This window comes from Aedoeadaptatus coxii, from assembly GCF_001553115.1.
In the GTDB taxonomy this organism is placed as follows: Bacteria; Bacillota; Clostridia; order Tissierellales; family Peptoniphilaceae; genus Aedoeadaptatus; species Aedoeadaptatus coxii.
Genome location: NZ_KQ960172.1, coordinates 196,133 through 219,815, shown reverse-complemented (window position 1 = coordinate 219,815; position 23,683 = coordinate 196,133). Strand labels below are relative to the sequence as shown.

20 protein-coding genes are annotated in these 23,683 nt (G+C 48.8%); 19 read left to right on the top strand and 1 reads right to left on the bottom strand.

Annotated elements, in window-relative coordinates; genetic code table 11:
* The first annotated feature begins 72 nt into the window (after window positions 1-72).
* The 3 genes from HMPREF1863_RS03710 to HMPREF1863_RS03700 are packed head-to-tail and all read left to right on the top strand — an operon-like array spanning window position 73 to window position 2,493.
* The gene (locus HMPREF1863_RS03710; protein ID WP_068367488.1) at window positions 73-660 is read left to right on the top strand and encodes a thymidine kinase; all 588 of its coding nucleotides are present in this window, start codon (window positions 73-75) and stop codon (window positions 658-660) included.
* The gene (locus tag HMPREF1863_RS03705) at window positions 657-1,580 is read left to right on the top strand and encodes a carbohydrate kinase family protein (protein WP_068367486.1); all 924 of its coding nucleotides are present in this window, start codon (window positions 657-659) and stop codon (window positions 1,578-1,580) included. The genes HMPREF1863_RS03710 and HMPREF1863_RS03705 overlap by 4 nt, the downstream gene beginning before the upstream one ends.
* Entirely contained in the window at window positions 1,567-2,493 is a 927-nt protein-coding gene (locus HMPREF1863_RS03700; protein WP_068367484.1) for a pseudouridine-5'-phosphate glycosidase, read from the top strand. The genes HMPREF1863_RS03705 and HMPREF1863_RS03700 overlap by 14 nt, the downstream gene beginning before the upstream one ends.
* Window positions 2,494-2,688: 195 nt before the next feature.
* On the opposite strand, the gene HMPREF1863_RS03695 is transcribed toward HMPREF1863_RS03700, so the two are convergent.
* Window positions 2,689-3,360 carry an endolytic transglycosylase MltG gene (locus tag HMPREF1863_RS03695; protein ID WP_068367482.1) on the bottom strand — a complete coding sequence of 224 codons (672 nt, stop codon included), beginning with the start codon at window positions 3,358-3,360 and terminating at the stop codon, window positions 2,689-2,691.
* Between the two features lie 90 nt (window positions 3,361-3,450).
* Here HMPREF1863_RS03695 and HMPREF1863_RS03690 point away from each other — a divergent pair, with 90 nt between their 5' ends.
* The 16 genes from HMPREF1863_RS03690 (at window position 3,451) to HMPREF1863_RS03615 (ending at window position 23,683) form a co-directional block, all read left to right on the top strand.
* The gene (locus HMPREF1863_RS03690) at window positions 3,451-4,392 is read left to right on the top strand and encodes an RluA family pseudouridine synthase (RefSeq protein ID WP_068367480.1); all 942 of its coding nucleotides are present in this window, start codon (window positions 3,451-3,453) and stop codon (window positions 4,390-4,392) included.
* A gap of 10 nt (window positions 4,393-4,402) precedes the next feature.
* Window positions 4,403-6,910, top strand: coding sequence for a PD-(D/E)XK nuclease family protein (locus HMPREF1863_RS03685; RefSeq protein WP_068367478.1), 2,508 nt, complete (start codon window positions 4,403-4,405; stop codon window positions 6,908-6,910).
* Window positions 6,898-9,741, top strand: coding sequence for a UvrD-helicase domain-containing protein (locus HMPREF1863_RS03680; RefSeq protein ID WP_068367476.1), 2,844 nt, complete (start codon window positions 6,898-6,900; stop codon window positions 9,739-9,741). The genes HMPREF1863_RS03685 and HMPREF1863_RS03680 overlap by 13 nt, the downstream gene beginning before the upstream one ends.
* A gap of 48 nt (window positions 9,742-9,789) precedes the next feature.
* Window positions 9,790-12,384 carry a heavy metal translocating P-type ATPase gene (locus HMPREF1863_RS03675; RefSeq protein ID WP_068367474.1) on the top strand — a complete coding sequence of 865 codons (2,595 nt, stop codon included), beginning with the start codon at window positions 9,790-9,792 and terminating at the stop codon, window positions 12,382-12,384.
* 39 nt (window positions 12,385-12,423) lie between these two features.
* Window positions 12,424-12,633, top strand: a complete 210-nt coding sequence (locus HMPREF1863_RS03670) for a YdbC family protein (RefSeq protein WP_068367472.1) — start codon at window positions 12,424-12,426, stop codon at window positions 12,631-12,633.
* A gap of 11 nt (window positions 12,634-12,644) precedes the next feature.
* The gene (locus tag HMPREF1863_RS03665; protein ID WP_068367471.1) at window positions 12,645-13,568 is read left to right on the top strand and encodes a lactate/malate family dehydrogenase; all 924 of its coding nucleotides are present in this window, start codon (window positions 12,645-12,647) and stop codon (window positions 13,566-13,568) included.
* A complete protein-coding gene (locus HMPREF1863_RS03660; RefSeq protein WP_068367469.1) occupies window positions 13,558-13,953 on the top strand; it encodes a hypothetical protein in 396 nt (131 codons plus the stop codon). The genes HMPREF1863_RS03665 and HMPREF1863_RS03660 overlap by 11 nt, the downstream gene beginning before the upstream one ends.
* A gap of 99 nt (window positions 13,954-14,052) precedes the next feature.
* Complete coding sequence (gene tig / locus HMPREF1863_RS03655) at window positions 14,053-15,381, top strand: trigger factor (protein ID WP_068367466.1); 1,329 nt, start codon at window positions 14,053-14,055, stop codon at window positions 15,379-15,381.
* A gap of 33 nt (window positions 15,382-15,414) precedes the next feature.
* Window positions 15,415-15,999 carry an ATP-dependent Clp endopeptidase proteolytic subunit ClpP gene (clpP, locus tag HMPREF1863_RS03650; RefSeq protein WP_068367464.1) on the top strand — a complete coding sequence of 195 codons (585 nt, stop codon included), beginning with the start codon at window positions 15,415-15,417 and terminating at the stop codon, window positions 15,997-15,999.
* Window positions 16,000-16,011: 12 nt separating this feature from the next.
* On the top strand, window positions 16,012-17,277 hold the full coding sequence (clpX, locus tag HMPREF1863_RS03645; protein ID WP_068367462.1) for an ATP-dependent Clp protease ATP-binding subunit ClpX: 1,266 nt from the start codon (window positions 16,012-16,014) through the stop codon (window positions 17,275-17,277).
* 43 nt (window positions 17,278-17,320) lie between these two features.
* A complete protein-coding gene (lon, locus tag HMPREF1863_RS03640; RefSeq protein WP_068367460.1) occupies window positions 17,321-19,654 on the top strand; it encodes an endopeptidase La in 2,334 nt (777 codons plus the stop codon).
* The gene (gene yihA / locus HMPREF1863_RS03635; RefSeq protein ID WP_068367599.1) at window positions 19,644-20,246 is read left to right on the top strand and encodes a ribosome biogenesis GTP-binding protein YihA/YsxC; all 603 of its coding nucleotides are present in this window, start codon (window positions 19,644-19,646) and stop codon (window positions 20,244-20,246) included. Before lon ends, yihA begins: the two co-directional genes overlap by 11 nt.
* 247 nt (window positions 20,247-20,493) lie before the next feature.
* Window positions 20,494-21,033 (top strand): helix-turn-helix domain-containing protein, encoded by a 540-nt coding sequence (locus HMPREF1863_RS03630; protein WP_068367458.1) that lies wholly within the window; start codon window positions 20,494-20,496, stop codon window positions 21,031-21,033.
* A gap of 10 nt (window positions 21,034-21,043) precedes the next feature.
* Window positions 21,044-22,084, top strand: coding sequence for an ABC transporter ATP-binding protein (locus tag HMPREF1863_RS03625; RefSeq protein WP_068367456.1), 1,041 nt, complete (start codon window positions 21,044-21,046; stop codon window positions 22,082-22,084).
* A complete protein-coding gene (locus HMPREF1863_RS03620) occupies window positions 22,081-22,914 on the top strand; it encodes an ABC transporter permease (RefSeq protein ID WP_068367454.1) in 834 nt (277 codons plus the stop codon). Before HMPREF1863_RS03625 ends, HMPREF1863_RS03620 begins: the two co-directional genes overlap by 4 nt.
* Window positions 22,886-23,683, top strand: a complete 798-nt coding sequence (locus HMPREF1863_RS03615; protein ID WP_068367452.1) for an ABC transporter permease — start codon at window positions 22,886-22,888, stop codon at window positions 23,681-23,683. The genes HMPREF1863_RS03620 and HMPREF1863_RS03615 overlap by 29 nt, the downstream gene beginning before the upstream one ends.

Sequence of the window (23,683 nt, the reverse complement as noted above, 5' to 3'; positions counted from 1 at the left end):
ATAATTTCAGATCTGTAATGTCCTTAGCGCCAGTCCGCGAGGCTGTGGTATAATTTTTTCGAGGAGGACGAGATGCATCAATATCGAGGACGTTTAATATTACACACGGGAAGCATGTTTTCAGGAAAGACATCGAGTTTAGAGCGGGAAGTAAAGCGGTTTCGCATTGCCGGGTACAATACCTTGGTATTAAAACCTACTTTGGATACGCGCTTTATCCACTCTGCCATTACGAGTCACGACAACACCTCTCTGGAGGCGGTGGTTGTGGAAGATATCGACGATGTCGTGGAAGCGGCCAATCGTGAAAAGGCGGATGTACTCGCCATCGACGAAGTGCAATTTTTAACCGGCGATGCGGCAAAGATTTTGTCGGCATTTGATACGCTGCTGGACGAGGGAAAGACCATCGTCTGCGCAGGGCTCGACATGGATTACGAAGCCCATCCTTTTGAAATCGTAAAGGAAATTATGTCGGTAGCCGATTATGTGGAAAAGCACCACGCTGTCTGCGCCCATTGCGGAAGCGACGCTTGGGTTAGCCACCGCACCACGAAAGAATCTGATCGCGTGGTCATCGGCGCTACGGAAAAATACGAGCCGCTTTGCCGCGCATGTTATAAACGGATTAAAAATCGAGGGGAGGGAATGAAACAATGAGCGAAGCCTATGTCGCCGTCTTCGGCGGCTGCAATATGGACATTAGCGGAAAATCGAAGGCCGGGCTTTTGCTCCACGATTCCAATCCCGGCGATGTGCGCATGACGCCGGGAGGTGTTGGACGAAATATTGCCGCCAACATTGCCCTCGTCGGCATCGAGGCGAAAATCGTCACGGCATTCGGCGACGACGATAAAAAAACATTGATTCTTCAAAATGCGCCGGAGAAACTGAATTTCGAATGGTCCTTTACCTTTCAAGACGTGGGCACGGGAAGTTACCTGGTCGTGTTGGACGATGAAGGAGAAATGTATGTGGCGGTCAACGACATGAAGGCCGTTGACAAACTGGGAAAAGAGGAAATGGATTCCCGACGGGAATTGGCGGAAAAAGCGTCCTACACCGTAGTGGATGCCAATTTAAAGGAAGAAGCTCTCGAAACTGTCTTCAGTTGGGACACGAAGATTATCGTCGACGGCGTTAGCGCCGTAAAGGTCGGAAAATTTAAGCCTTTCCTTTCTAAAATAAATGTGCTAAAATGTAACGTTCTGGAAGCCCGAGCATTGTCCGAATTAGGTGACGGGGCGAGTATTTCAGACTGCGGGCGAGCACTTCTTGCGAAGGGCTCGGAGCATGTGCTTATTACCGCCGGAAGCGACGGAGCGTATTTATATTCCGCCGATCAAGGTTTACATTTCACAACTTCTCCCATGGCGATCAAAGGCGCCACGGGAGCGGGAGATGCATTTGTCGGCATGTTGACGGCGGAATTGGTTCAAGGGAAATCTCTTGAAGAAGCCATCGTCGGCGCTATGGCGGCATCCCGTATGGTTCTCAAAAGTGATCACAGTGATTTGAGCGTTTTCGACAGACGCCAATGGGAAAAAGAGAAAGAGGAGATACAATATGACACTATCTAATTTGGAACAGTACATGGACATTGCCCAAGAAGTTCAAGAGGCACTGGATGCAAAAAAACCGGTGGTCGCTCTCGAATCCACCATCATCTCTCACGGCATGCCCTATCCGAAAAATGTTGAAATGGCAAAACACTGCGAAGCCATTTTAAGAGAGGCAGGGGTTGTGCCGGCGACGACGGCCATTATTAACGGCCGCATTAAAGTCGGTTTAACGGAAGATGAAATCGAATTTATGGCGACCTCGAAGGATATTATTAAAAGCTCCACGAGAGATTACGCCCACATCGTCGCCAACGGATTAAATGGCGCCACAACTGTGGCAACATCCATTGTAACGGCGCGTCTTGCAGGCATTCCCATTTTGGTCACCGGCGGTATCGGCGGCGTACACCGCGGTGCGGAAACCACTATGGATATCTCCCGCGACCTTCAAGAACTTGCTACCAGCGACATCGCCGTCGTCTGCGCAGGCTGCAAATCCATTTTGGATATCGGGCTTACCCTCGAATATTTGGAAACCTTCGGCGTTCCCGTCGTCGGCTATGAAACGGAAGAAATGCCCGCTTTCTTTACGAGAAGAAGCGGCCATAAATTAGACTATCGCTACGACGACCCTGCCAAAATCGCCGATCTTATGAAGGCAAAATGGAACCTCGGTCTCCACGGCGGTATCGTAGTGGCCAATCCCATTCCCGAAAAAGACGCAATGGATGAAGTCGTTATTGAAAAAGCCATTGAAGAGGCACTTCACGATGCGGAAAAAGAAGGCATTAGCGGCAAAGAATCCACACCCTTCTTACTGCAAAGAGTATTGGAAGTTACCGGCGGCAGCAGTTTGGAATCCAATATCGCATTGGTTTACAACAACACCAAGCTCGGCGCGGCCCTCGCGAAAGCGTACGCGGAACGCTAGAGTAAAGCGAAAAAAACATTTCGCGGAAATGGCGCGAAACCCAAACAATTGAATGGCATAAAAGCGGAATGTCACCTGTTCATAACGGGAGACATTCCTTTTTTATTTCCAAAAGCGGTTTTCTAAAAGTCGAGGATATTTTGGGCATGAAAAAACCCCATCATCTCTTTTAGATGGTGGGGTTTCGTTTACGTTTTATTGCGCCGGTTGAGTTCCGTCGTATTTCATAAGGGTATTGAGCAGTTCTTGGGGAGAAAGGGGTGCGTGAATGGTGTAGCCGCCCGGTTTGATTCTGGGTACGGCGCCCTCTGCCCGTATCATTTCCAGGAAAGCTTGCTCGTCGGCCACGAGGTTTTCCTTCGCCACAATGCTCGCGATCATTTGATCGTTGGCATTTGCCGGTATTTCGATAACTACCGTGCGCGTCGCTTTTTGTACGCCGGTTTCCGTCAGTTTTTTAAGAATGGTTTCGGGGGATGTACCTGCCGGGATTTCGTAACTTCCCGCCGTAATGTAATTGCCGAGGCCGGATTGCGTCGCCATGTTGATAAAGGCGGCTTTATCGCGAATTAGCCCTTCTTTTTTCAGCATTTCAGCGACGGCGCCTACGTCGGTGTTTTCAAATTTAATGAGAGTGGTTTCCTTGGAAGCGTCCTTCGCCACGTCGCTGATTTTATTCAATTGATCTTTCGACGATTTAATTTCTTCTGTGATACTCGTTTCCTTTTTTTCCTCCGGCGTCATCATGGAAAACATGTGGTTCATGCGCCATTTAATAATAAAGAGCAAAACGAGGATAATGAGCAGCACGCCGATTAAGCGTAAAATGCCAACAAAGGCCTTGGATAGTTTTCCGTTGAAATTCATAGTGCCTCTTTTCCTTTTTATCCGAGATTTCGTTATAATCAATATATAGAATCATTATACCATAGGAATTCCACAGAAGGAGAGGATCCCGTGACCAGTTACGAAATTGACATAAATGACGCCGGCATGCGTTTGGATCGTTACGTGCGCAAGCTTTTTCCAAAGGCGAAGGCGTCTCTTTTATATAAATCCATTCGGAAAAAGAACATTACCGTCAACGGCAAGAAGGCGAAGGAAGAAGATGTTTTGGAAATAGGCGACAAGGTGGAGGTTTATTTTTCCGACGACACCATCTCCAAGTTTTCCAAGACGCCGCGGCGAATCGCCGGCCATTTTCCGAAGGTCGTGGCGGAAAGCGATGATTTTATCGTCATGGAAAAGCCTGTGGGAATTTTAAGTCACGGCACGGGGAAAAAATTTGAGCGCAATATGGTAGACGACATGCTTACTTATTTGATTCACGAGAAGTCCTATAATCCCCGCTTGGAAAATACGTTTATTCCCTCGATTTGCAATCGCCTGGATCGAAATACAAGCGGTTTAATTTTAGGCGCCAAGACAGCGGAAGGGCTCCGAGATGCCAACCGATGGATTCGGGAGCGGAAGCTGAAAAAGTATTATCTCACCATTGTGGAAGGCCATTTGGAATCGGAAAGGACGGTGGAAAATCGCCTGGAGAAGGAAGAGGATAAAAACCGCATGGTGGAAGGAGACGATGGAAAGTTTGCCAAGGGAATTTATCGGCCCTTGGATTTCAAAAACGGCTTCACCCTTGTAGAGGCGGAGCTCGTTACCGGGCGCACCCATCAAATTCGCCAGCAGCTCGCCTCCATCGGCCACCCCATCGTCGGCGATCAAAAGTACGGCAAGAAGAGTCGTCGTTTTCCGGAATTGCATCACCAATTGCTCCACGCCTATCGCCTGGTGTTTCCCCCCTCTGATTACGGTGCGTTTTCCGAGAAGACGGTCATATGTGAGCCGAGGGGAAAATTCCAAGGCGCCATGATGTCTATCGACTTGCGCTACAAGTAGGAGGGTTTTTGTGAAGTGTTTTGAATTGCCTATGGGCGCCGGGCCGGAATATCTTTTCAAGGAAGACATTCCGGGCCGACGGGCTGTCATTATGCCCAATCTCGCGCAAATCGCACGGGCGAAGGAATTTTTACGATCGCGAGGCGGTTTTCTCGGCGTGGATTTTTTCACTTTCGATGATTTGACGGAGATCCTCGCCATCGACGCTCCTCGCGGGGAAGGGGAATCCCTTTTTTATTTTCGCAAGTATTTGCGGGAAGGCGCCACGGTGTTTCAATCTGTGGAATCTCTCGAAAAAGTACAGTCTCTCTTCCGGTTGTTGGAAGCAATTGACGCGGAAAAAGCTGATTGGGAGAAACTTCCCTATTCCTGGCGCGGGGATATTCCGAAGTTGCTCACCTGTTATAAAAAAGCATGTGGCGAAGGGAATTTTCGTGGCAAACTTTCCATTATGAAAGAATCCCTCGCTTCCAAAGTGTATGAAAAGCGAGTTTACGATGTGTTCGGCTTCACGGGCTTTTCCCAAGACGAACGGGCGCTTTTACATAAGTTGGACGGTGTTTGCGATGTGCGCGTCTATTTGCCCTTTAAGGGTTACGACGACGGGGCGCTGCGCGTGTTAAAGGAAGGATTGCCTCCTGCTACTTCTATAGAAGGGCAGGCAGCCGAAACGAAAGTAACAGCTTTTCAATCCCTCCAACGGGAGCGGGCTTTGCGCCATGTAACGGAGGATATATATCGCCGTTTACTCGCCCAGCCGGATTTGAATGTAGGTGTCATGGTACTTCACCGGTCAGACAGGGAAGGGGTGGAGAAAAGTTTGGAGCTTGCAGGGATTCCCGTGGCGCGGGAAGTTCTTCCCCTTGACGAGAACGGGGTCTTCGATTTGCTTCGCCTTTTTTGGCGATTGAACGACGACATCCCTACCCTGGTTGCCTTTTTGCGTTCCCCATTATGCACTATGGAAGAGGGCAAAGCCTTGGCTCGAATATTGGAAAACTTAGGGATCGACGATCTTTCCCAATGGGAATCGCGTAAAGCCCTTCGTCTTTTTTTGGAGGAGGACGAAAAAGAGTTGCTCTTCCGCTCCATGGAAGGCTTGGCGAAACTTTCCGGCTTCGGTAAGGGAAGTTTTTATGATTTTGCCGAACGCACCAAAGAAATTTTGGAATCTCTCGACTCCGAAAGCGGGTTGATTTTGCTCCGTGCCATGGAATCTCGAGGAGGAGATTACGGCGAGCTGACCGGCGAGGAATTTGAGTCCATTCTCAGAAGCGCCATGGAAGGGGAACGGCTAGAGGGGGTAAACATAATCTCTCTTACGGCAGGCTTCGGCTACGATTACGACGTACTCTACGTCCTCGGTCTGGATCACCGCTTTCCCCGCGTCGCCGGAGAAAATGATTTGGTACATCACGGTACGATTTTTGCGTTACAAAAGGCGGGACTCTTCCCCGATTATCTCGACCCCGAACGGGACAGCTTGGCTCTATCCTATTCCATCGCTTCGGCGAAGGAAGCGCTCCTCTACAAATGGGGCGACGGAGAAGAGGCATCTCTTTTTGCGCAGTTAAAAGGGGATGTGGTGGATCTGGACGAAGCGGGGGAAGTGTTTCCCAACAAAGGAATCCTTTTTACATCGGAAGAAGGATTCGGCGAAGATCTTTGCGCCCATCGACTGGCAGAAATGAAAGGCGCTTCTTTTTCGCCTTCCGCCGTGGATCTTTATTTGTCGTGCCCCTTTAAGTATTTCGCTCAGCGCGTGTTGAACCGGGATGTTCCCGGTCTTTCCGGGGAGCGCCGTTTGTCTGTGGGGAATCTTTACCACGATCTCTTGGCTCGCTATTTTCAGGGAGATTTGGAGAAAGGGGAGCTGCAAGACGCACTGGAAAAAGAATTCGACGATACGGTGGCCTACACGGTGGCGGAGTATCTTCGCCCGATTCTGAAACGGGATATGCTCCGCGCTCTTCTCGCCGCTATTGAAAATGAGGAAAACCGTCTTGCCGACGAAAAGAAAAATAAGGGCTTTCGGCCGGCGCGGTTTGAAGCGCCCTTTACCTATCCCTTCGGCGAGTATTCGGTGCGCGGCATTATCGATCGCATCGACGAAGACGGCGAGGGACGAGAGGTGTTAGTCGACTACAAGACGAAGAACACTCCTTCCTTCGATTCCATTATGGCGTACGACGCCATGCAGCTCGCCATGTACGCAGGGGCTCGCCGCTTTATCGACAAAAAGGTGGTATCTCTCGAGTACGTTTCCATCGAAAAGGGAACGGAATCGGTGATGCTTCGCAATGTTGAAGAAGCAGGTAGTTATTATCGCTTGCGGAAAGAGCGGAGGCTTTCAAGAGAAGAATTCGACGCTTTTTTAGACGGGGCGGAAAAAGCCCTTCATGAAACCATCGACTCTATCGTCGCCGGGGATTTTCCCGCGGCGCCTAACAAAGAGAGCGTGTGTCAATATTGTGATTGCATCGATCTTTGCAGAAAGGAGGGTTTATGTTTCGATTAGATAAAGAACAAGAGGCGGCCGCCACAGGCTACGATCGCTCGATCTTTCTTACCGCCGGTGCAGGAGCCGGAAAAACACGGGTGCTGACGGAGCGGGTGAAACATATTTTGGAAGAGACCGACGACCGCGTCCTCGCCATCACCTTTACCAATCGCGCCGCCGAGGAAATGGCCGCGCGAATCGAATCGGCCCTCGAAGAGATTGCGCCGGGCAGGGTGACGGTGATGACCATCGACGGCTTTTGCCGCCATCTCCTTTCCCTTTACGATATTGAAGCGGACACCTTGGAAGCCATGGAGCAGTTAAACGAGGGGGAAGCCCGCGCCCTTTTGGAATGGAGTTTCGACGAGATAGCGCCTCGGATTTTTTCCGACGAGATGCTTTTGAGTTTGATGGAGGCGTCGGACATATCGCCGGACGGTGTGAAATACGGACTCGTGGAAGCGTACGATAAGTACCGCACGAAAGGGGCTCTCCATAAGATCTCGCCGCGAGATGAAATAGGCGGCGAGGTTCTTGGGGAGTGGTTGGATTTTGTGGAAAGGCTGGCGGAAGCGATTGGCTTCGGAAGTTCCCAAGTGCATCAGTATTTGGAAACGACGACTGTGGAATCTCTAAAGACATGGAGCCGTGAGGAACAATTAGCTTATTTCGAAAACTTTCCCCCTATCGGCAGGCTCGCCGCGGCCAAAGGCGAGCTAAACGAGGAATTTAAAGCACTGAAAGAAAAGCTCGGCCTTTTATATGAAGGGGAAAACAAACCTTATATTGAAGCCATCGATAGCGCGCTGAAATATTTAGACGCATCGTACCGCAAGGCGAAGAGGGAAAAAGGCGCGGTGGATTTTCAGGATCTTTTGGAAAAAGCCACGGCTCTCTTAGAATCCGGTGTAGCTGCGCCGGCCTATGATCATTTGCTCGTAGATGAATTTCAGGATACGAATCCTTTGCAAATTCGATTGCTGAAAGCGTTGAAAGGCGAGAGTACCCTCTTTATCGTCGGCGACAAAAAACAATCGATTTACGGTTTTCGCGGCGCCGATCGTTTGACGAGCGAATCTTTCGGCGAGGACATGGTAAAAGACGGGGCGACGTCCATGTCCCTCGTGAACAACTACCGTTCCCACGCCGATCTTGTGGCCTTAATAAAAGATTACTTCGATGATCTTTTCGGCGACGATGAGGTTATCGGCCACGGGGAAGGGGACTGGGAATTTCGCGGCATCGACGTAGGAGAAGGGGAAGACGACGAAGATTCCATTCGTAGGGAAGCCCTTTGGATCGCCGAGGACATTCGCAAGCACCCTGCCTCTTCCCGCGCCCTTCTCCTTTGGCGAAAAAAATGGATGAGTGTTTACGAAGAAGTGTTTCGCGAGCAGGGGATTCGCTATCGCAACAGGAGTTCCGACGGTTTTTACGACGCGCGAGAGGTGCGGGATCTCGTCATCGCTTTAGAAGCTCAGGCCGAGGAAAATCTTTCCCTCGCCGCTTTGCGTTCGCCTTTCGTAGGCTGGTCTCGAGAAGATCTTTATCGCTCGGAAAAGGGACTGCCCCTCGGGGACGATGCACACGATCGCCGTTCGCGTTTCGAGGAATTTTTAAAAGAGCGGGAATCCCTTTGCTCACCCTATGTTTTTTTAAAGGAACTCATTCATTGGAGCGGCTATTATGACAGTGTATTTCGCAAAAGAGGCGAACAGGGAGTCGCCAATGTAGACGTATTTTTATCCCTTGCGGAATCTTACGAACACGAGGGCCATACCATCGAAGGGTTTTTAGATAAGATCAAGAAAGATTCGGAGCGTGAAAAAGTGGGAGAAGCGGTGTTCGGCGGCGAAGCGGACATCGACATTTCCACCATGCACGGCGCCAAAGGGTTGGAGTACGAAAGAGTTTATATGGGCCATCTCTTCGCTAAGGAGCGAGGGGAAGGCGGGCTTTTTAATTACTCGGAGGAATACGGCGTCGGCATTCACAGACCCGACGCGTCCGCGGTTTACAATTTGAATCGGGAGATTCAAAAAGCGGAAAATCGCGACGAAATTCGTCGTCTGCTTTACGTCGCCATGACGCGGGCGGAAAATTATCTCTACCTCATCAAATCCAAGGAAAGTTCATCGGGCCTTTTATCTTATTTGGATGGTATCGAATTTGATGAAGAGGATGTCCATGAGATACCATCGACTGCGACGAAAGATGATCCCGCCGTACCTCAAGAGGAGCGAAAGCCCATTCACTTGGAAAAGCGGAAAGTGGTATCCGCCAGCGGTCTTTTGCGCAAACAGGAAGAGGAAATTCTCGCCCAGGGCAAGGGCAGCGGAGAAAATTACCTGGCCTTCGGTTCGCTCTTTCACCATTACGCCCAGCGCGCCACAGCTCCGGACGAGGATTTAAAGGCGCGACTTTTACAGCGCGGCGAATCACTCGGCGTTAACGGGGAGCGGTTAAAGGCCGCCATGGATCGCTACGATAAAACGCTGGAAGAGGCGGAAATACTCGGCACGGAAGTTCCGTTCTCTGCCAATTTCGGAAAGGTAACCTTGGAAGGATTTTACGATCAGCTTCGCATCCTGGACGGGCGGGTGGCCATTATCGACTTTAAAACCGGGGAGCGAGGCATCGGCTCTCATCTCATCGATCAATACCGCTTGCAAATCGGCCTTTACGGAAAAGCTTACGAAGCCATTAAAGGGGAGATGCCCGATCTCTATCTCTGGACTTCCGCAGACGGAGATTACCATAAAATCGACATAACGGCGGATGAGGAAAGGGAAATTGAAAAACTCCTCGCAAACGCCGGTAGCGTTGACAATGACCGAGTAGATTGGTAGGATTAAATCATATGAAGAATGAATAATCTAACGAAAGAAGGAGGTTTTATGGAACAAAAATTTAGAGTGGAGGGCATGACGTGCTCCGCTTGTTCCGCCGCCGTAGAGCGCGCAGTTTCTAAAGTGGAAGGCGTGGAATCCGTGGCGGTGAATCTTCTGACCAATTCCATGAAAGTAGTCGCCGACGACGGCGTAGAACAAGCAATTTTAAAAGCGGTAGACGACGCCGGTTATAAGGCATTTCCCGAGAGAACAGAGGGAAAGAAAAAAGAGGAGCCGGCGGAAGATCCCTTTTTAGTCGATCTCGCAGAAAAAAAGAAGCGGCTTCTCGCTTCGGCTCTCTTGCTTCTTCCCCTTTTCTACATCGCCATGGGGCCCATGATGGGGCTACCCGTTCCGCGTTTTTTAGCAGGAACGGAAAATTTAATGAGCTTTGCTCTTCTGCAATTTATGTTGGCGACGGCCATCTTATTTTTAAATCGCCACTATTACATTAACGGTTTTAAATCCCTGGCGAAGCGCCACCCGAATATGGACGCCTTAATCGCCATCGGTTCCGGCGCCGCTTACGTTTACGGCATTATCGTCATCTTCCAACTTTCCTACGGCTTCGGCCACGGGGACATGGAGCGCGTGCTTCACTACGGACACGAACTTTATTTTGAATCGGCTGCCATGATCGTAGTTTTAATCGACTTCGGTAAATGGTTGGAAGCCCGTGCCAAACACCGCACATCCGACGCCATTCGCTCCCTCATGGATTTGACGCCGTCGGAAGCTACGGTGATTCGCGGCGGCGAGGAAATGGTCGTGGCGGTGGAAGATATCGTCATCGGCGATAAAATCGTCCTCCGTCCCGGAGAAAATGTGCCCGTAGACGGAAGAGTTATCGAAGGTTTAAGTGCCATCGACGAATCCGCCCTTAGCGGCGAGTCCATTCCCGTGGAAAAAGGGCCGGGGGACGAGGTGATGGCGGCGACGACCAACAGGCAGGGCCGCCTGATCATGGAAGCCACTCGTGTAGGCGACGACACGACCATTTCGAAAATCATCGAACTCGTGGAAGATGCCAACGCGACGAAGGCACCCATTTCGAAAATCGCCGATCGTGTAGCGGGGGTCTTTGTGCCCATCGTCATCGCCATCGCCCTCGTGACGGCGGCAGTCTGGCTCCTCCTCGGCGCAGATAAAGAATTTGCCCTGCGTCTGGCCATTTCCGTTCTCGTCATCAGTTGCCCCTGCGCCCTCGGCCTCGCCACCCCTGTCGCCATTATGGTAGGTACGGGGAAAGGCGCCAAGGCAGGTGTGCTCTACAAGAGTGCGGAAAGTTTAGAGCTGCTCCACGAAGCGGACACGCTGATTTTAGATAAGACGGGCACCATTACCAATGGTAAGCCCTTTGTCACCGATGTAGTGGCGATAAAGGGAGGGGCGGAATCCCTTTTTGAATTGGCATATGCCCTGGAAAAACCGTCGGAACATCCCTTGGCGGAAGGCATTATTCGCAGCTTTGAAGGAAAATATGGCGAGAAAGTGGCCGAAGATGTAAGAGATTTCGAAGCTCTCCCCGGTAGAGGGCTGAAGGCGACCATCGACGGCGAAGTCTTTTACGGCGGCAATATTCGCCTAATGGAGGAACTGGGCCACTCATTAGAGGGTGTGGAGGACGAACTTCAACGCACGCTCAACGAAGGAAAGACGCCCCTCTTTTTTGCCACGGAAAAAGAACTTTTCGGCTTTATCGCCGCAAAAGATGTGGTGAAGAAAAATTCCAAAGAGGCCCTGGAAAAATTAAAGGCCATGGGCAAGCGTATTATTATGCTCACAGGAGACAATGAAAAGACGGCGGAAGTGATCGGGAAAGATCTCGCCATCGATAAAATTCACGCCGGCGTCCTGCCCGATGAAAAAGAGGCCTTTGTGCGGAAATATCAGGAAGAGGGAAAGGTCGCCATGGTGGGCGACGGCATTAACGACGCTCCTGCCCTTGCGAGAAGTGATGTGGGCATCGCCATCGGCGCCGGAACGGATATCGCCATGGAAAGTGCCGACGTGGTGTTGATGCACAGCGATCTCTTAGATGTGGTGAGCGGCGTGGAACTTTCCGAAGCTACCATTCGCAACATCAAGCAGAATTTATTCTGGGCCTTCTTTTACAATGTGATTTGTATTCCCGTAGCGGCGGGGGTATTTTACCCGTCCTTCGGCTTAACACTTAGCCCCATGATCGCCGCCTTCGCCATGAGTTTCAGTTCGGTTTTCGTCGTAACAAACGCACTCCGCTTAAATCTCGTGACGTTGGAAGAGGCGGATCGCACAGAAAGCGACGAGATTTCCGTGGAACCGAAATTAATTTCTTTAAGAGATGAAAATAAACTTGATTATCCCCACGCAAAGGGGTATAAAGACAAAGAAAGTATAAAGGAGGAACAGATTATGGAACATAAAACATTAACCATCGAAGGCATGAGCTGCCAACACTGCGTCGGCCGCGTTGAAAAAGCCTTAAATGCTTTGGACGGCGTAAAAGCCACGGTAACGTTGGAACCGGGCGAAGCAAAAGTGGAAGGCGCAAACCTTTCGGAAGATGTGCTTAAAAAAGCGGTAGAAGATGCCGGCTATACGGTCGTATCGGTGGCATAGAAAAAGCGCCTAAGGCGCTTTTTTCAATTAGGAGGCATCATGGCTGATTTTTCATTTGAAATTGTAGAACATTTAGGTGTCCTTGGCTCGCCGAATAACGGCTGGACGAAGGAATTAAACCGCGTGTCTTATAACGGGGCTCCGGCGAAATTCGATATTCGTGGCTGGAATGAAGATCATTCCCGTATGACCAAGGGCATTACATTAAGTATCGATGAATTTAACGCATTGAGAGAATTGATTAAATAAAAGGAGATAATATGGCAAGATTAGGTATTATCGGCGCAGGCCATGTAGGGGAAATTGTAGCTTACACGGCGGCTTTGCGCGGCGGTTACAACGAAATTGTTTTTTACGATATTAACGACAAGCGCTTAGACGGCGTGGTCAGCGATTTGCAAGATGCCAATCGCTTTTACCCTCACGACACGGCATTTATCGCCGGCACCATCGGCGATGTGGCGAAGGCGGATCACATCGTCATAGCCAGCGGTCGTATCCCGGAAAATGCACAACGTCGTGACGAATTTAAAAATAATCACGAAGATGTAAAAGACTATATCCCGAAAATTATGGCGGCGGGATTTGACGGCGTCTTCGTCGTGGTAACAAACCCCTGCGACGCCATCGCCTACGCCGTATGGAAATATTCCGGTCTCGATGCTTCCCGCGTCATCGGAAGCGGTACGGCTCTCGATTCCGAACGAAGCCAAACCATTCTCGCGAGAACTTACGGCGTATCCGTTCACTCCGTAAACAGTATGATGCTTGGCGAACACGGAGACAGCCAATTCCTTCCCTATTCTCAAGTTACAATTAATCACGTTCCCTTCGATCAATTCCTCAAAGAGAACCACGTTACCGCCGACAAAGAGGCTATCGAAGAATCTGTAGTCTATCGCGGTCACCGCGCCTTTTTCGGCAAGGGCAGCACCCAATACGGCATCGCCAACACGGTGAACGATATTTTAGATGCGGTACATTTCGATTCGAAGGAATCCCTTCAAGTATCGGCTCTCCATTCCGGGGAATACGGCGTAAATGACGTCTACGTTTCCACGCCTTGCGTGATCGGCAAAAACGGCGTAGAAAAAATCATTACCCTGAACTTAACCGATGAAGAATTGGAAAAATATCGAAAGAGCGCCGAAACCGTAAGGAGTTACCAAACCGGTGTGGAATAAAGCGAAATTAAAGTTTCAACAGTTTTTGCGAACACGCTACGGATGGGATGAATTAAATACGGCCCTTTATATCGTAGGCTTTGCGGCCCTTATTCTTTGCTATTTTTTGAAGCGGCGCGTCCTGTTTAATTTCTCCTATATCGTCATTCTCATCGCCTTGTTTCGCGCCTATTCCGCCAATTATGGCAAGCGACGAAAAGAAAACGGGCGGTTTCGCGATCTCGTAGCTCCTTTCAAAACCATGTGGGTCCGTTTTAAAAACAGAAAATACTATCGCTATGTTCACTGCCCGTCCTGTAATAAGTTGGCGAAAGTTCCCAAGGGCAAAGGTAAAGTTTCCATACGGTGTCCTTACTGTCATTTCGTCTATGAACGGCGCGTATAGGGCGAAAAATCCCTTTGAAGGGTGTTTTTTGCCCTTAAACTGTCGATTTTAATGGCCTTATGGTATAATGCTTTAGATATAAATTATGGAGGGATATCGATGACAGAGATTAAAAAGCAAGAAAAGAATAAGGTTTACTTCGATTTAACCATTCCCGCTGCAGAAATTCGCGAAGCGGAAATGAAGATCTATAAACAAAACAAGAACTACTTTAATGTACCGGGCTTCCGTAAAGGCCACGTACCTAAAAAGATTATCGAACAGTTCTACGGCGACGGCATTTTCTTTGAAGATGCTTTAAATGAAGTGCTTCCCAAACACTATCAAGCGGCTGTCGACGAATTGAAACTTGAAGTAATCGACCAACCGAATGTAGACATCGACGAAGAAAAGTTCGATCGTAAAAAAGATATTATCGTCAACATCGACGTGGAAGTAAAACCGGAAGTGAAACTCGGCGAATACAAAGGTGTGGAAATCGAAGCGGTTCCCACCGAAGTCGGCGACGAATTAATCGAGAACGAAATCGACAAGCAACGTCACCTTAATGCTCGCCACATTAACATCGACGACCGTGCAGCCGAAGAAGGCGACAAGGTTAACATCGATTTTAAAGGCGAAGTGGACGGCAAAGCCTTTGAAGGCGGCAGCGCCGAAAACCAAGAGTTGGAACTCGGTAGCGGAAGCTTTATTCCGGGCTTTGAAGAAGGCGTCGTAGGCCACGAAGTCGGCGACGAATTCGACATTAATGTAACCTTCCCCGAAGATTACTTTAACGAAGACTTAAAGGGCAAGGAAGCCGTCTTCCACATTACCCTTAACTCCATCGGCAAGGAAGAACTTCCCGAAGTGGACGACGAATTCATTAAGGATATTTCCGAATTCGACACTGTAGAAGAATATAAAGCGGACATTCGCGAAAAGAAAATCGCCGAAGTGGAAGCTAATGCGGAAAATCTACGTATTAACCGCGTCTTGGAAAAAGTAGCGGACAATATGGAAGTAGACGTTCCCGACGCTATGGTCAACAACGCCATTGAAGAGCAAGTTCGCACAATGGACAACAATATGCGCAGCCAAGGCATTCAATTGGAACAATACCTGGGCATGCTCGGCCAAAGTTTAGATGACTTTAAGGCATCTATGCGTGGCGATGCCGAAGCTGAAGTGCGCAAACAATTAGCTTTGGAAGCGGTTATCGAAGCGGAAAAATTTGAAGTCAACGAAAAAGAAATCGAAGACTACGCTCGCGAAACGGCAGCCGTATACTTTAAAGGCGACGAAGACAAACAAGAAGAAATGGTTAAAACCATGATCGAAAACAATTCCGACGCTTTAAAATCGGATTTGGAACGTAAAAAAGCCGTCAACTTCCTCGTAGAAAATGCGAAAGAAGTGGAAGCGGCAGAAGATAAAGAAGACAAGTAAGAGGCTATGAGAGCCTCATGAAGGAGGCATACAATGGCATTAGTCCCTATGGTCGTCGAACAGACCAATCGCGGCGAACGCAGTTACGATATTTATTCGAGACTTTTAAAGGATCGCATTATCTTCTTAACCGGGGAGATCAACGATCAAATGGCGGACCTGGTCGTCGCACAATTATTATTCCTTGAATCGGAAGATCCGGACAAGGATATTCAAATCTATATTAATTCTCCCGGCGGATCCGTAAGTGCCGGCTTTGCAATTTACGATACTATGCAATATATTAAGCCCCATGTTTCCACGATTTGCGTGGGTCTTGCGGCTTCCATGGGTGCGTTTTTGCTCCTGGCCGGTGAAAAAGGCAAGCGCTACGCTTTGCCCAATGCGGATATTATGATCCACCAACCCTTAGGCGGCGCCCAAGGTCAGGCGGCAGATATTCAAATTCACGCGGAAAAAATCTTAAAGACACGGGATCAATTAAATAAGATCATCGCCGAGAGAACCGGGCAAACCCTTAAAAAAGTCAAAAAAGACACGGACAGAGATTACTACATGTCCGCCGAAGAGGCTAAAGCTTACGGCATCATCGACGATGTTATCGAAAAGCGTCAATAGTTAGGAGCGTTCATGCCAAACAATTCCAATGATTTGCGTTGTTCCTTTTGCGGCAAATCGCAAGACCAAGTGGAACGGCTGATTGCCGGCCCCGATGTGTATATTTGCGACGAATGCATCCATTTGTGTGAATCTATTTTAGGTCAGGAAGCGGTTAACGAAAAAGGTTCCAAGGAACCGGGCAAGTTGCCGACCCCTGCGGAAATAAAAGCGACTTTGGATGATTACGTCGTTCGCCAGGAAAGCGCCAAGCGCGCCCTCGCCGTGGCGGTTTACAATCACTACAAGCGCATTCGCTCACAGGAAAAAAACGCAAATTCAACGAATAATGATATAGAAATACAAAAAAGTAATATTTTAATGGTGGGTCCGACAGGTAGCGGGAAAACTCTTCTCGCCCAAACCATGGCCCGCATTCTCGATGTTCCCTTTGCCATCGCCGACGCCACGTCCTTAACGGAAGCGGGCTATGTAGGCGAAGACGTGGAAAACATCATCTTGAAACTGATTCAAGCGGCGGATTACGATGTAGAAGCTGCCGAGCGCGGCATTATTTACGTCGATGAAATCGACAAGATCGCGCGAAAATCCGAGAATGTATCCATTACCCGCGATGTCAGCGGCGAAGGCGTGCAACAGGCGCTTTTAAAGCTTATCGAAGGTACGGAAGCCAATGTGCCTCCTCAAGGGGGACGCAAGCATCCCAATCAGGAATTTATCCAAGTGGATACGACCAATATTCTCTTCATCTTAGGCGGCGCTTTTGATTCTTTAGATAAGATTATCGAAAACCGCTTAGGGCAAGGGGGAATCGGTTTCGGAACGGAAATCAAGCGTAGCAAACACGACGAAGAAGATCTTTTAAAGCATTTGGAAGGGGAAGACCTTTTAAAATACGGTTTAATCCCCGAATTTATCGGTCGTCTTCCCGTTACCGTTACCCTTGAAGAATTGGACAAAGATGCATTGGTTCACATTCTTACGGAACCGAAAAATGCATTGGTCAAGCAATATGAAGCACTTTTCGCCATGGACGATGTGGAACTCGTCTTTGAAGAGGACGCGTTGGAAGCCATTGCGGAAAAGGCCATTAAGAAAAAATCGGGCGCTCGCGGCCTTCGCGGCACCATCGAAGAAATTATGGTGGACACCATGTTCGATATTCCCTCGATGGACGACGTGGACCGCGTCATCGTGACGAAGAAATGCGTCGAAGGTAAAGAAACTCCCATTATGGAGCGTAAAGAGCCTGGTAAAAAAGCATCGTCCGATTTATAGAGAAAGGCTCACCGCGGTGAGCTTTTTTATTTAAGGAGATATTATGACAAGACTAAGCGCCAATGGACTTTATCCTCTCTTAGCGTTGAGAGATATGGTGATTTTACCTCACGTGGTAACCCATTATGACGCGGCGAGAAAGCGTTCGGTGGCTGCCATCGAACATGCCGACGATACGGACGGCTATTTATTTGTGGTGACCCAGCGCGATCCCAATGTGGAAGATCCCGACGTGGAAGATTATTACGACACGGGTACGATTTGCAAGATCAATCAAATTTTACGTCTCCCTGGCGGCATCGTTCGCGTTCTCGTAAAAGGTATTGCGCGCGGCGTAATCAACGAAATCGACGAAGGGGATAAGCTCACGGAAGTAAGAGTAGAGCCTTACGAAGACGACGAAGAGGCCATGGACGATAATGAAATCGAAGCCCTCTTCCGAATGACACAAGACGATCTCAGCGAATACTCGGAAAAAAATAATAAGGTGTATCCCGGGCTCTTGGATTCGGTTATCGACGATCGGGATCCCGGCGCCTTCGCCGACACGGTGGCGGGCTATGTGAACATGAAGGTGGAAGATGCTCAACAAATTTTGGACGCCTTTGATTTAAAAGAGCGCCTTACACGCCTTCACAGCATTCTCGTAAAAGAAAACGAGCTTCTCACCATCGGAAACGCCATCGACGATAAAGTAAAAACCAGTATGAACGAATCTCAGCGGGAATACTTTTTAAAAGAACAGATGCGCGTCATTCGCAGCGAACTTTCCGGGGAAGATGAAAAGGAAGATGTGGATCTTTACCGGGAAAAGCTCGCCGAGAAAAAACTTCCCGACCATGTACGGGAAAAGGCGGAGCGCGAGCTGGACAAACTGGAGCGCATGAATACGGCGTCTCCGGAATACGGTGGCATGACCAATTACCTGGATTGGATTTTAGATCTGCCTTGGTGCGAATCCGCGAAAGAGTCTAGGGATCTCAAGGCGGCGCGCAAAATTTTAGACGACGAGCATTACGGACTGAAAGATATTAAAGAACGTATTTTGGAATTTATCGCCTTGCGCAATAAATCGAAAAATGCACGTTCGCCTATTCTTTGCTTAGTCGGTCCGCCGGGGGTGGGAAAGACCAGCGTCGCCGCATCGGTGGCACACGCCCTTTCTATTCCCTATGTGCGCATGAGCCTGGGCGGCATGACCGACGAAAACGAAATTCGCGGCCACAGGAGAACCTATGTAGGCTCCATGCCCGGCAGGGTCATTAGCTTAATGAAGCAGGCGGGGAAAAACAATCCTCTCTTTTTGCTCGACGAAATCGACAAAGTAGGGAAGGATTATCGCGGCGACCCGGCATCCGGCCTTTTGGAAGTATTGGATCCGGCGCAAAATAATACCTTTACGGATCGCTACATGGAAGTACCCTTTGATCTTTCCAATGTGTTTTTCATTACCACGGCGAATACGACGAAGACCATTCCCGCGCCCTTATTGGATCGCATGGAAATTATTCAGCTCGGCGGCTACACGCCCGAGGAAAAAAGAGAAATTGCGAAAAACCATTTGTGGCCCAAGCAGTTAAAAGAAGTGGGCTACGATGCCGAAGACATTCGTTTATCCGACGGCGCCGTCGATGGTATTATCGAGGGCTATACTCAGGAAGCCGGCGTACGTATGTTGGACAAGTCCCTTGCCAAAATTATTCGTAAGGTCAATTTGGAATGTATGGAAACGGGAAAAACCGGCGTGAGAATTACGGCGCGTAATCTTCAAAAATATTTAGGCGAGGAAAAGACGTTTGCTCAACGGATCGAGGAGAAAAACCTCGTAGGTTACGTAAACGGATTAGCGTGGACGTCGGTAGGCGGCGTGATCTTAGGGATCGAGGTCAATGTCGTGCCGGGTAGCGGCAAACTTCAATTGACGGGGCAACTGGGCAATGTCATGAAGGAATCCGCACAGGCGGCCCTCACTTATCTTTGGAGCATGGCCGATACGCTCGGTCTCGACGAATCCTTAAAAGCGAAACAAGACATTCACATTCACGTGCCCGACGGCGCCACGCCGAAAGACGGCCCTTCCGCCGGAACGGCCATGACCACGGCCCTTTATTCCGCTATGACGGGCAAGGCTGTGGATCGTCACATCGCCATGACTGGCGAGGTAACATTGCGAGGCCGCGTCCTCCCCATCGGCGGATTAAAGGAAAAACTTCTCGCCGCTCAACGGGCGGGGGTTACGAAAGTTTTAATCCCGAAAGCTAATTTGCGGGATATTAAAGAAATGGATTCCCCGTCGATTAAAAAACTGACTATCGTCGGCGTGGAAACCATGGATGAGGTATTGAAAGAGGCGATCGTCCATGACGATGAAAATTAAAAGCTGCGAACTGGAAAAAGTAGCGGTAAAGCAAGAGCAATATCCGGTGGCGGACGTGCCGGAATTTGCCTTTTGCGGCCGCTCCAATGTTGGGAAGAGCAGTTTCATCAACGCCATGCTCGGTAGGAAAAACCTCGCCCATACCAGCGGCAAGCCGGGAAAGACGCGAACCATTAATTTTTATCGCATTAACGATATGTTGCGTCTCGTAGATTTGCCAGGCTACGGTTATGCTGTGGCGTCGAAAAAAGATCAAGACGCTTGGGCGAAGACCATTAACGATTACCTCGCCTATCGCGAGAATTTGGCGGAGCTCATTCTCCTCGTAGATATTCGTCACGAGCCTTCGGCTCAGGATAAGGAAATGTACCGCTGGATCGTAGAATCCGGTTATGCGGGCATGATCGTGGCGACGAAGGCGGATAAGCTTTCTAAAAATCAGCGGCAAAAAGCTATTTCCGTTATACGAAAAGCGTTGGACGTGGAATATAAGGAATTGATCTTTCCTTACAGTGCCGTGACGCGGGAAAATATAGATGTCCTTTGGGATGAACTTTACCAAATGACGCTGTATCATAAGAACAATGATTAAGCCTTTGCAAAAGCAAGGGCTTTTTTCTTGCTTAAAAGCAGGGGAATGGCGAAGAGAAAATTTCTATTCGGTGACTGCGAATTTTCGATTCAGTGCGCGGCGACATCATGTCGAATTATGTTATTTAACGGGCGTTATCATCGAGTAAGTCATAAAAAAGGAACCGTCGTTTATTGACGTATAGAGTTCCTCCCTTTATAATTTAACTATTGTGTTTAGTAAATTAATCTTGGAGTTTAGTGATAACATGAAAATCGGAGAAAAAATAAAACGGCTGCGTTTGATTCAGCAACTCACGCAGGAAGAGTTGGCGCAACGCAGCGAAGTCACAAAAGGTTTTATTTCCCAAGTGGAACGGGATTTAACGAGCCCCTCCGTGGCCACATTTTTAGATATTTTAGATGCCCTCGGCGTAGAGCCGGACGATTTTTTTCGCCATATGGACGAGCCGAAAATCGTCTTTACATCCGACGATGCGTCCAGTTTTACATCGGAATCGGATGGCTATTCCATCGATTATATCGTGCCCAATGCGCAGAAAAATACCATGGAGCCCACCCTTTGGCATATTGAGCCCAAGGGGCATTCGGCAGTGCTTTCTCTTTACGAGGGACAATGGTTTGCCTATATTTTAAAGGGAAGCCTCGCCGTTCATTACGGTAATTATATTTACGATGCCGAAGGGGGCGACACGGTGTATGGCAACGGAGACCGGGAAGTATTTTTTGAAAACACCGGTTCAGAAACGGCGGAACTTATTTGGGTTTCCAACCCGCCGAATTTTTAGGAGGTGACCAATGAATTCGATGATTACCATTAAGGGAATTGAAAAATCTTTTGGCGACAATCCCGTGCTAAAGGGAATCGATATTTCCATAGATGACGGGGAATTTTTAACCTTACTCGGGCCGAGCGGCTGTGGGAAGACGACGCTTTTGCGTATTATTGCAGGTTTTGAAGAGGCCGACGCCGGGGAAGTGTTTTACAACGGAAAGCCTCTTACGGCGATCAAGCATTACGAGCGGCCGGTAAACACGGTGTTTCAAAAATACGCCCTTTTTCCTCACCTCAATGTTTTCGATAATATCGCCTTCGGTTTAAAGCTTAAGAAAATGCCGAAGAGAAAAATTCGTGAAAAAGTCAATGAGATGCTGGAGCTCGTCAATCTTTCGGGCATCGGCTCTCGAAAAATTCAATCCCTTTCAGGAGGTCAGCAACAACGTATTGCCATTGCAAGAGCCCTCGTCAACGATCCGAAAATCCTCCTTTTGGACGAGCCTTTAGGGGCTTTGGATTTAAAACTTCGCAAACAAATGCAATTTGAATTAAAGCGGATTCAGGAGCAAGTAGGCATTACCTTTATTTACGTCACCCACGATCAGGAAGAAGCATTGAGCATGAGCGACACGGTGGTCGTGTTAAAGGACGGATCCATTCAACAAATCGGCACGCCTATCTCCATTTACAACGAGCCCGTCAACGCCTTTGTGGCCAATTTTATCGGCGAGAGCAATATTATTCAGGCCCGCTTTGTAAGAGATAAAGTAGTTTCCTTTTACGGAAGGGAATTTCAGTGTGTGGACAAAGGTTTCGCGCCGGGGGAACAGGTGCAAGTGGTGATTCGACCGGAAGATGTGGAACTTAAACGGGACACTACCGATCGCCTGTCGGGCACCGTGGAATCCGTGGTATTTAAAGGCGTGCACTATGAAATGATTTTAGACGTGTGCGGCGAAAAATGGATGGTACAATCCACTGTGGCGAAAGAGCCGGGGGATGTAGTGGGCATTTATGTGGAGCCTGATAATTTCCACGTTATGAAAGGGGAAAGGGAATGAAGCGTTTCTCCTTAGTCTATATTCCGTGGGCGATTTTATTTATCGTACTGCCCCTTTTGCTCGTGGTCTTCATCAGTTTTAACGGCGAAGAAACTATGACAATGGAAGGGTATCGCCTGTCTGTGGCGCAGTACGCGCGGTTTTTTCAGCCCATGTATTTGCGTATCATGTGGCGCTCGGTCACGCTCGCCGTGCTGTCGACGGTGATCTGTCTGCTCTTAGGTTACCCGGCGGCGTACAGCATTTCGAGATTAAAGCCGAAGGCATCGTCGACGATGATTTTGCTTTTCGTAATCCCTATGTGGATGAATTTTTTGCTGAGAACCTACGCATGGATCACCTTGCTCGGGCGAAACGGCGTTATCAATCGCGTCCTCGGTTTTATCGGCCTTGGGCCCTTCGATATGATGTACAATCAGGGATCGGTTTTAATGGGCATGATCTATAATTTCCTGCCCTTTATGGTGCTTCCCATATACACAATCCTGCAAAAAATGGACCATTCCCTTATCGAGGCGGCGAAGGATTTAGGTGCCAATTCGAGAGAAACTTTTTTAAAAGTTATTCTTCCTCTTTCGCTTCCCGGGGTATACAGCGGCATTTTAATGTGCTTTATTCCGGCGCTCTCCACCTTCGTCATTTCCTCTTTACTCGGGGGAAATAAATATTATTTGGTAGGCAATATTATCGAGCAACAGTTCCGCTTAACGGGAAATTGGCCCTTCGGCTCCGCTATTGCCGTGGTATTGATCGTTATTTTGCTCCTTATGTTGTTTGCCGTTCGCTTGCTGGAAAGTAAAGATGAGAAAGGAGTTCGCCGTGGGAAATAAACTACGTAAATTTTATTTAGGGCTTATGCTCCTATTTCTCTATCTGCCGATTTTCGTGCTCATCGTCTTCAGTTTTAACGACACGAAGCTAAGGGGCGTTTGGGCGGGCTTTACCACCCATTGGTATGTGGATCTCTTTAGTGACCCCGTGATTTTAAAAAGCCTCTACGTTACATTGATCGTGGCGGTCATTTCCACGGCGGTGGCCACCATCGTCGGCACGATTTCCGCCATCGGCATTCGCGCGTTTAGCAAAAAAACACAGCATCTTATTTTAAACATTAACTATTTGCCGGTGCTGAACCCGGACATCGTCACGGCAGTAGCCCTAATGAGTTTGTACGGCTTTCTTGCCATGGAGCAGGGGCTGCTTACCATGATTCTTTCTCATATCGTGTTTTGCTTGCCCTACGTGATTATTTCCGTGTTGCCGAAATTGGATCAGCTGGATAAAAACATTGTGGAAGCCGCCTTCGATTTAGGCGCCAAACCTCACGAAGTGCTTTACCACGTCATTATTCCTCAAATCAAACCGGGCATCGTCACCGGGGCGCTCTTGGCATTTACGCTGTCCATCGACGATTTTATTATTTCCTTTTTCACTACGGGGCAGGGGGTTTCCAATTTATCCATTACCCTCTATTCCATGGCGAAGGCGGGAATCAATCCGTCCATGAACGCTATTTCCACGATTTTATTTGTCGTCGTCATGATCCTTCTTCTCGTGTTAAATCGCCGAGATGTGGATATTATCGATCTCGAGGTGTAG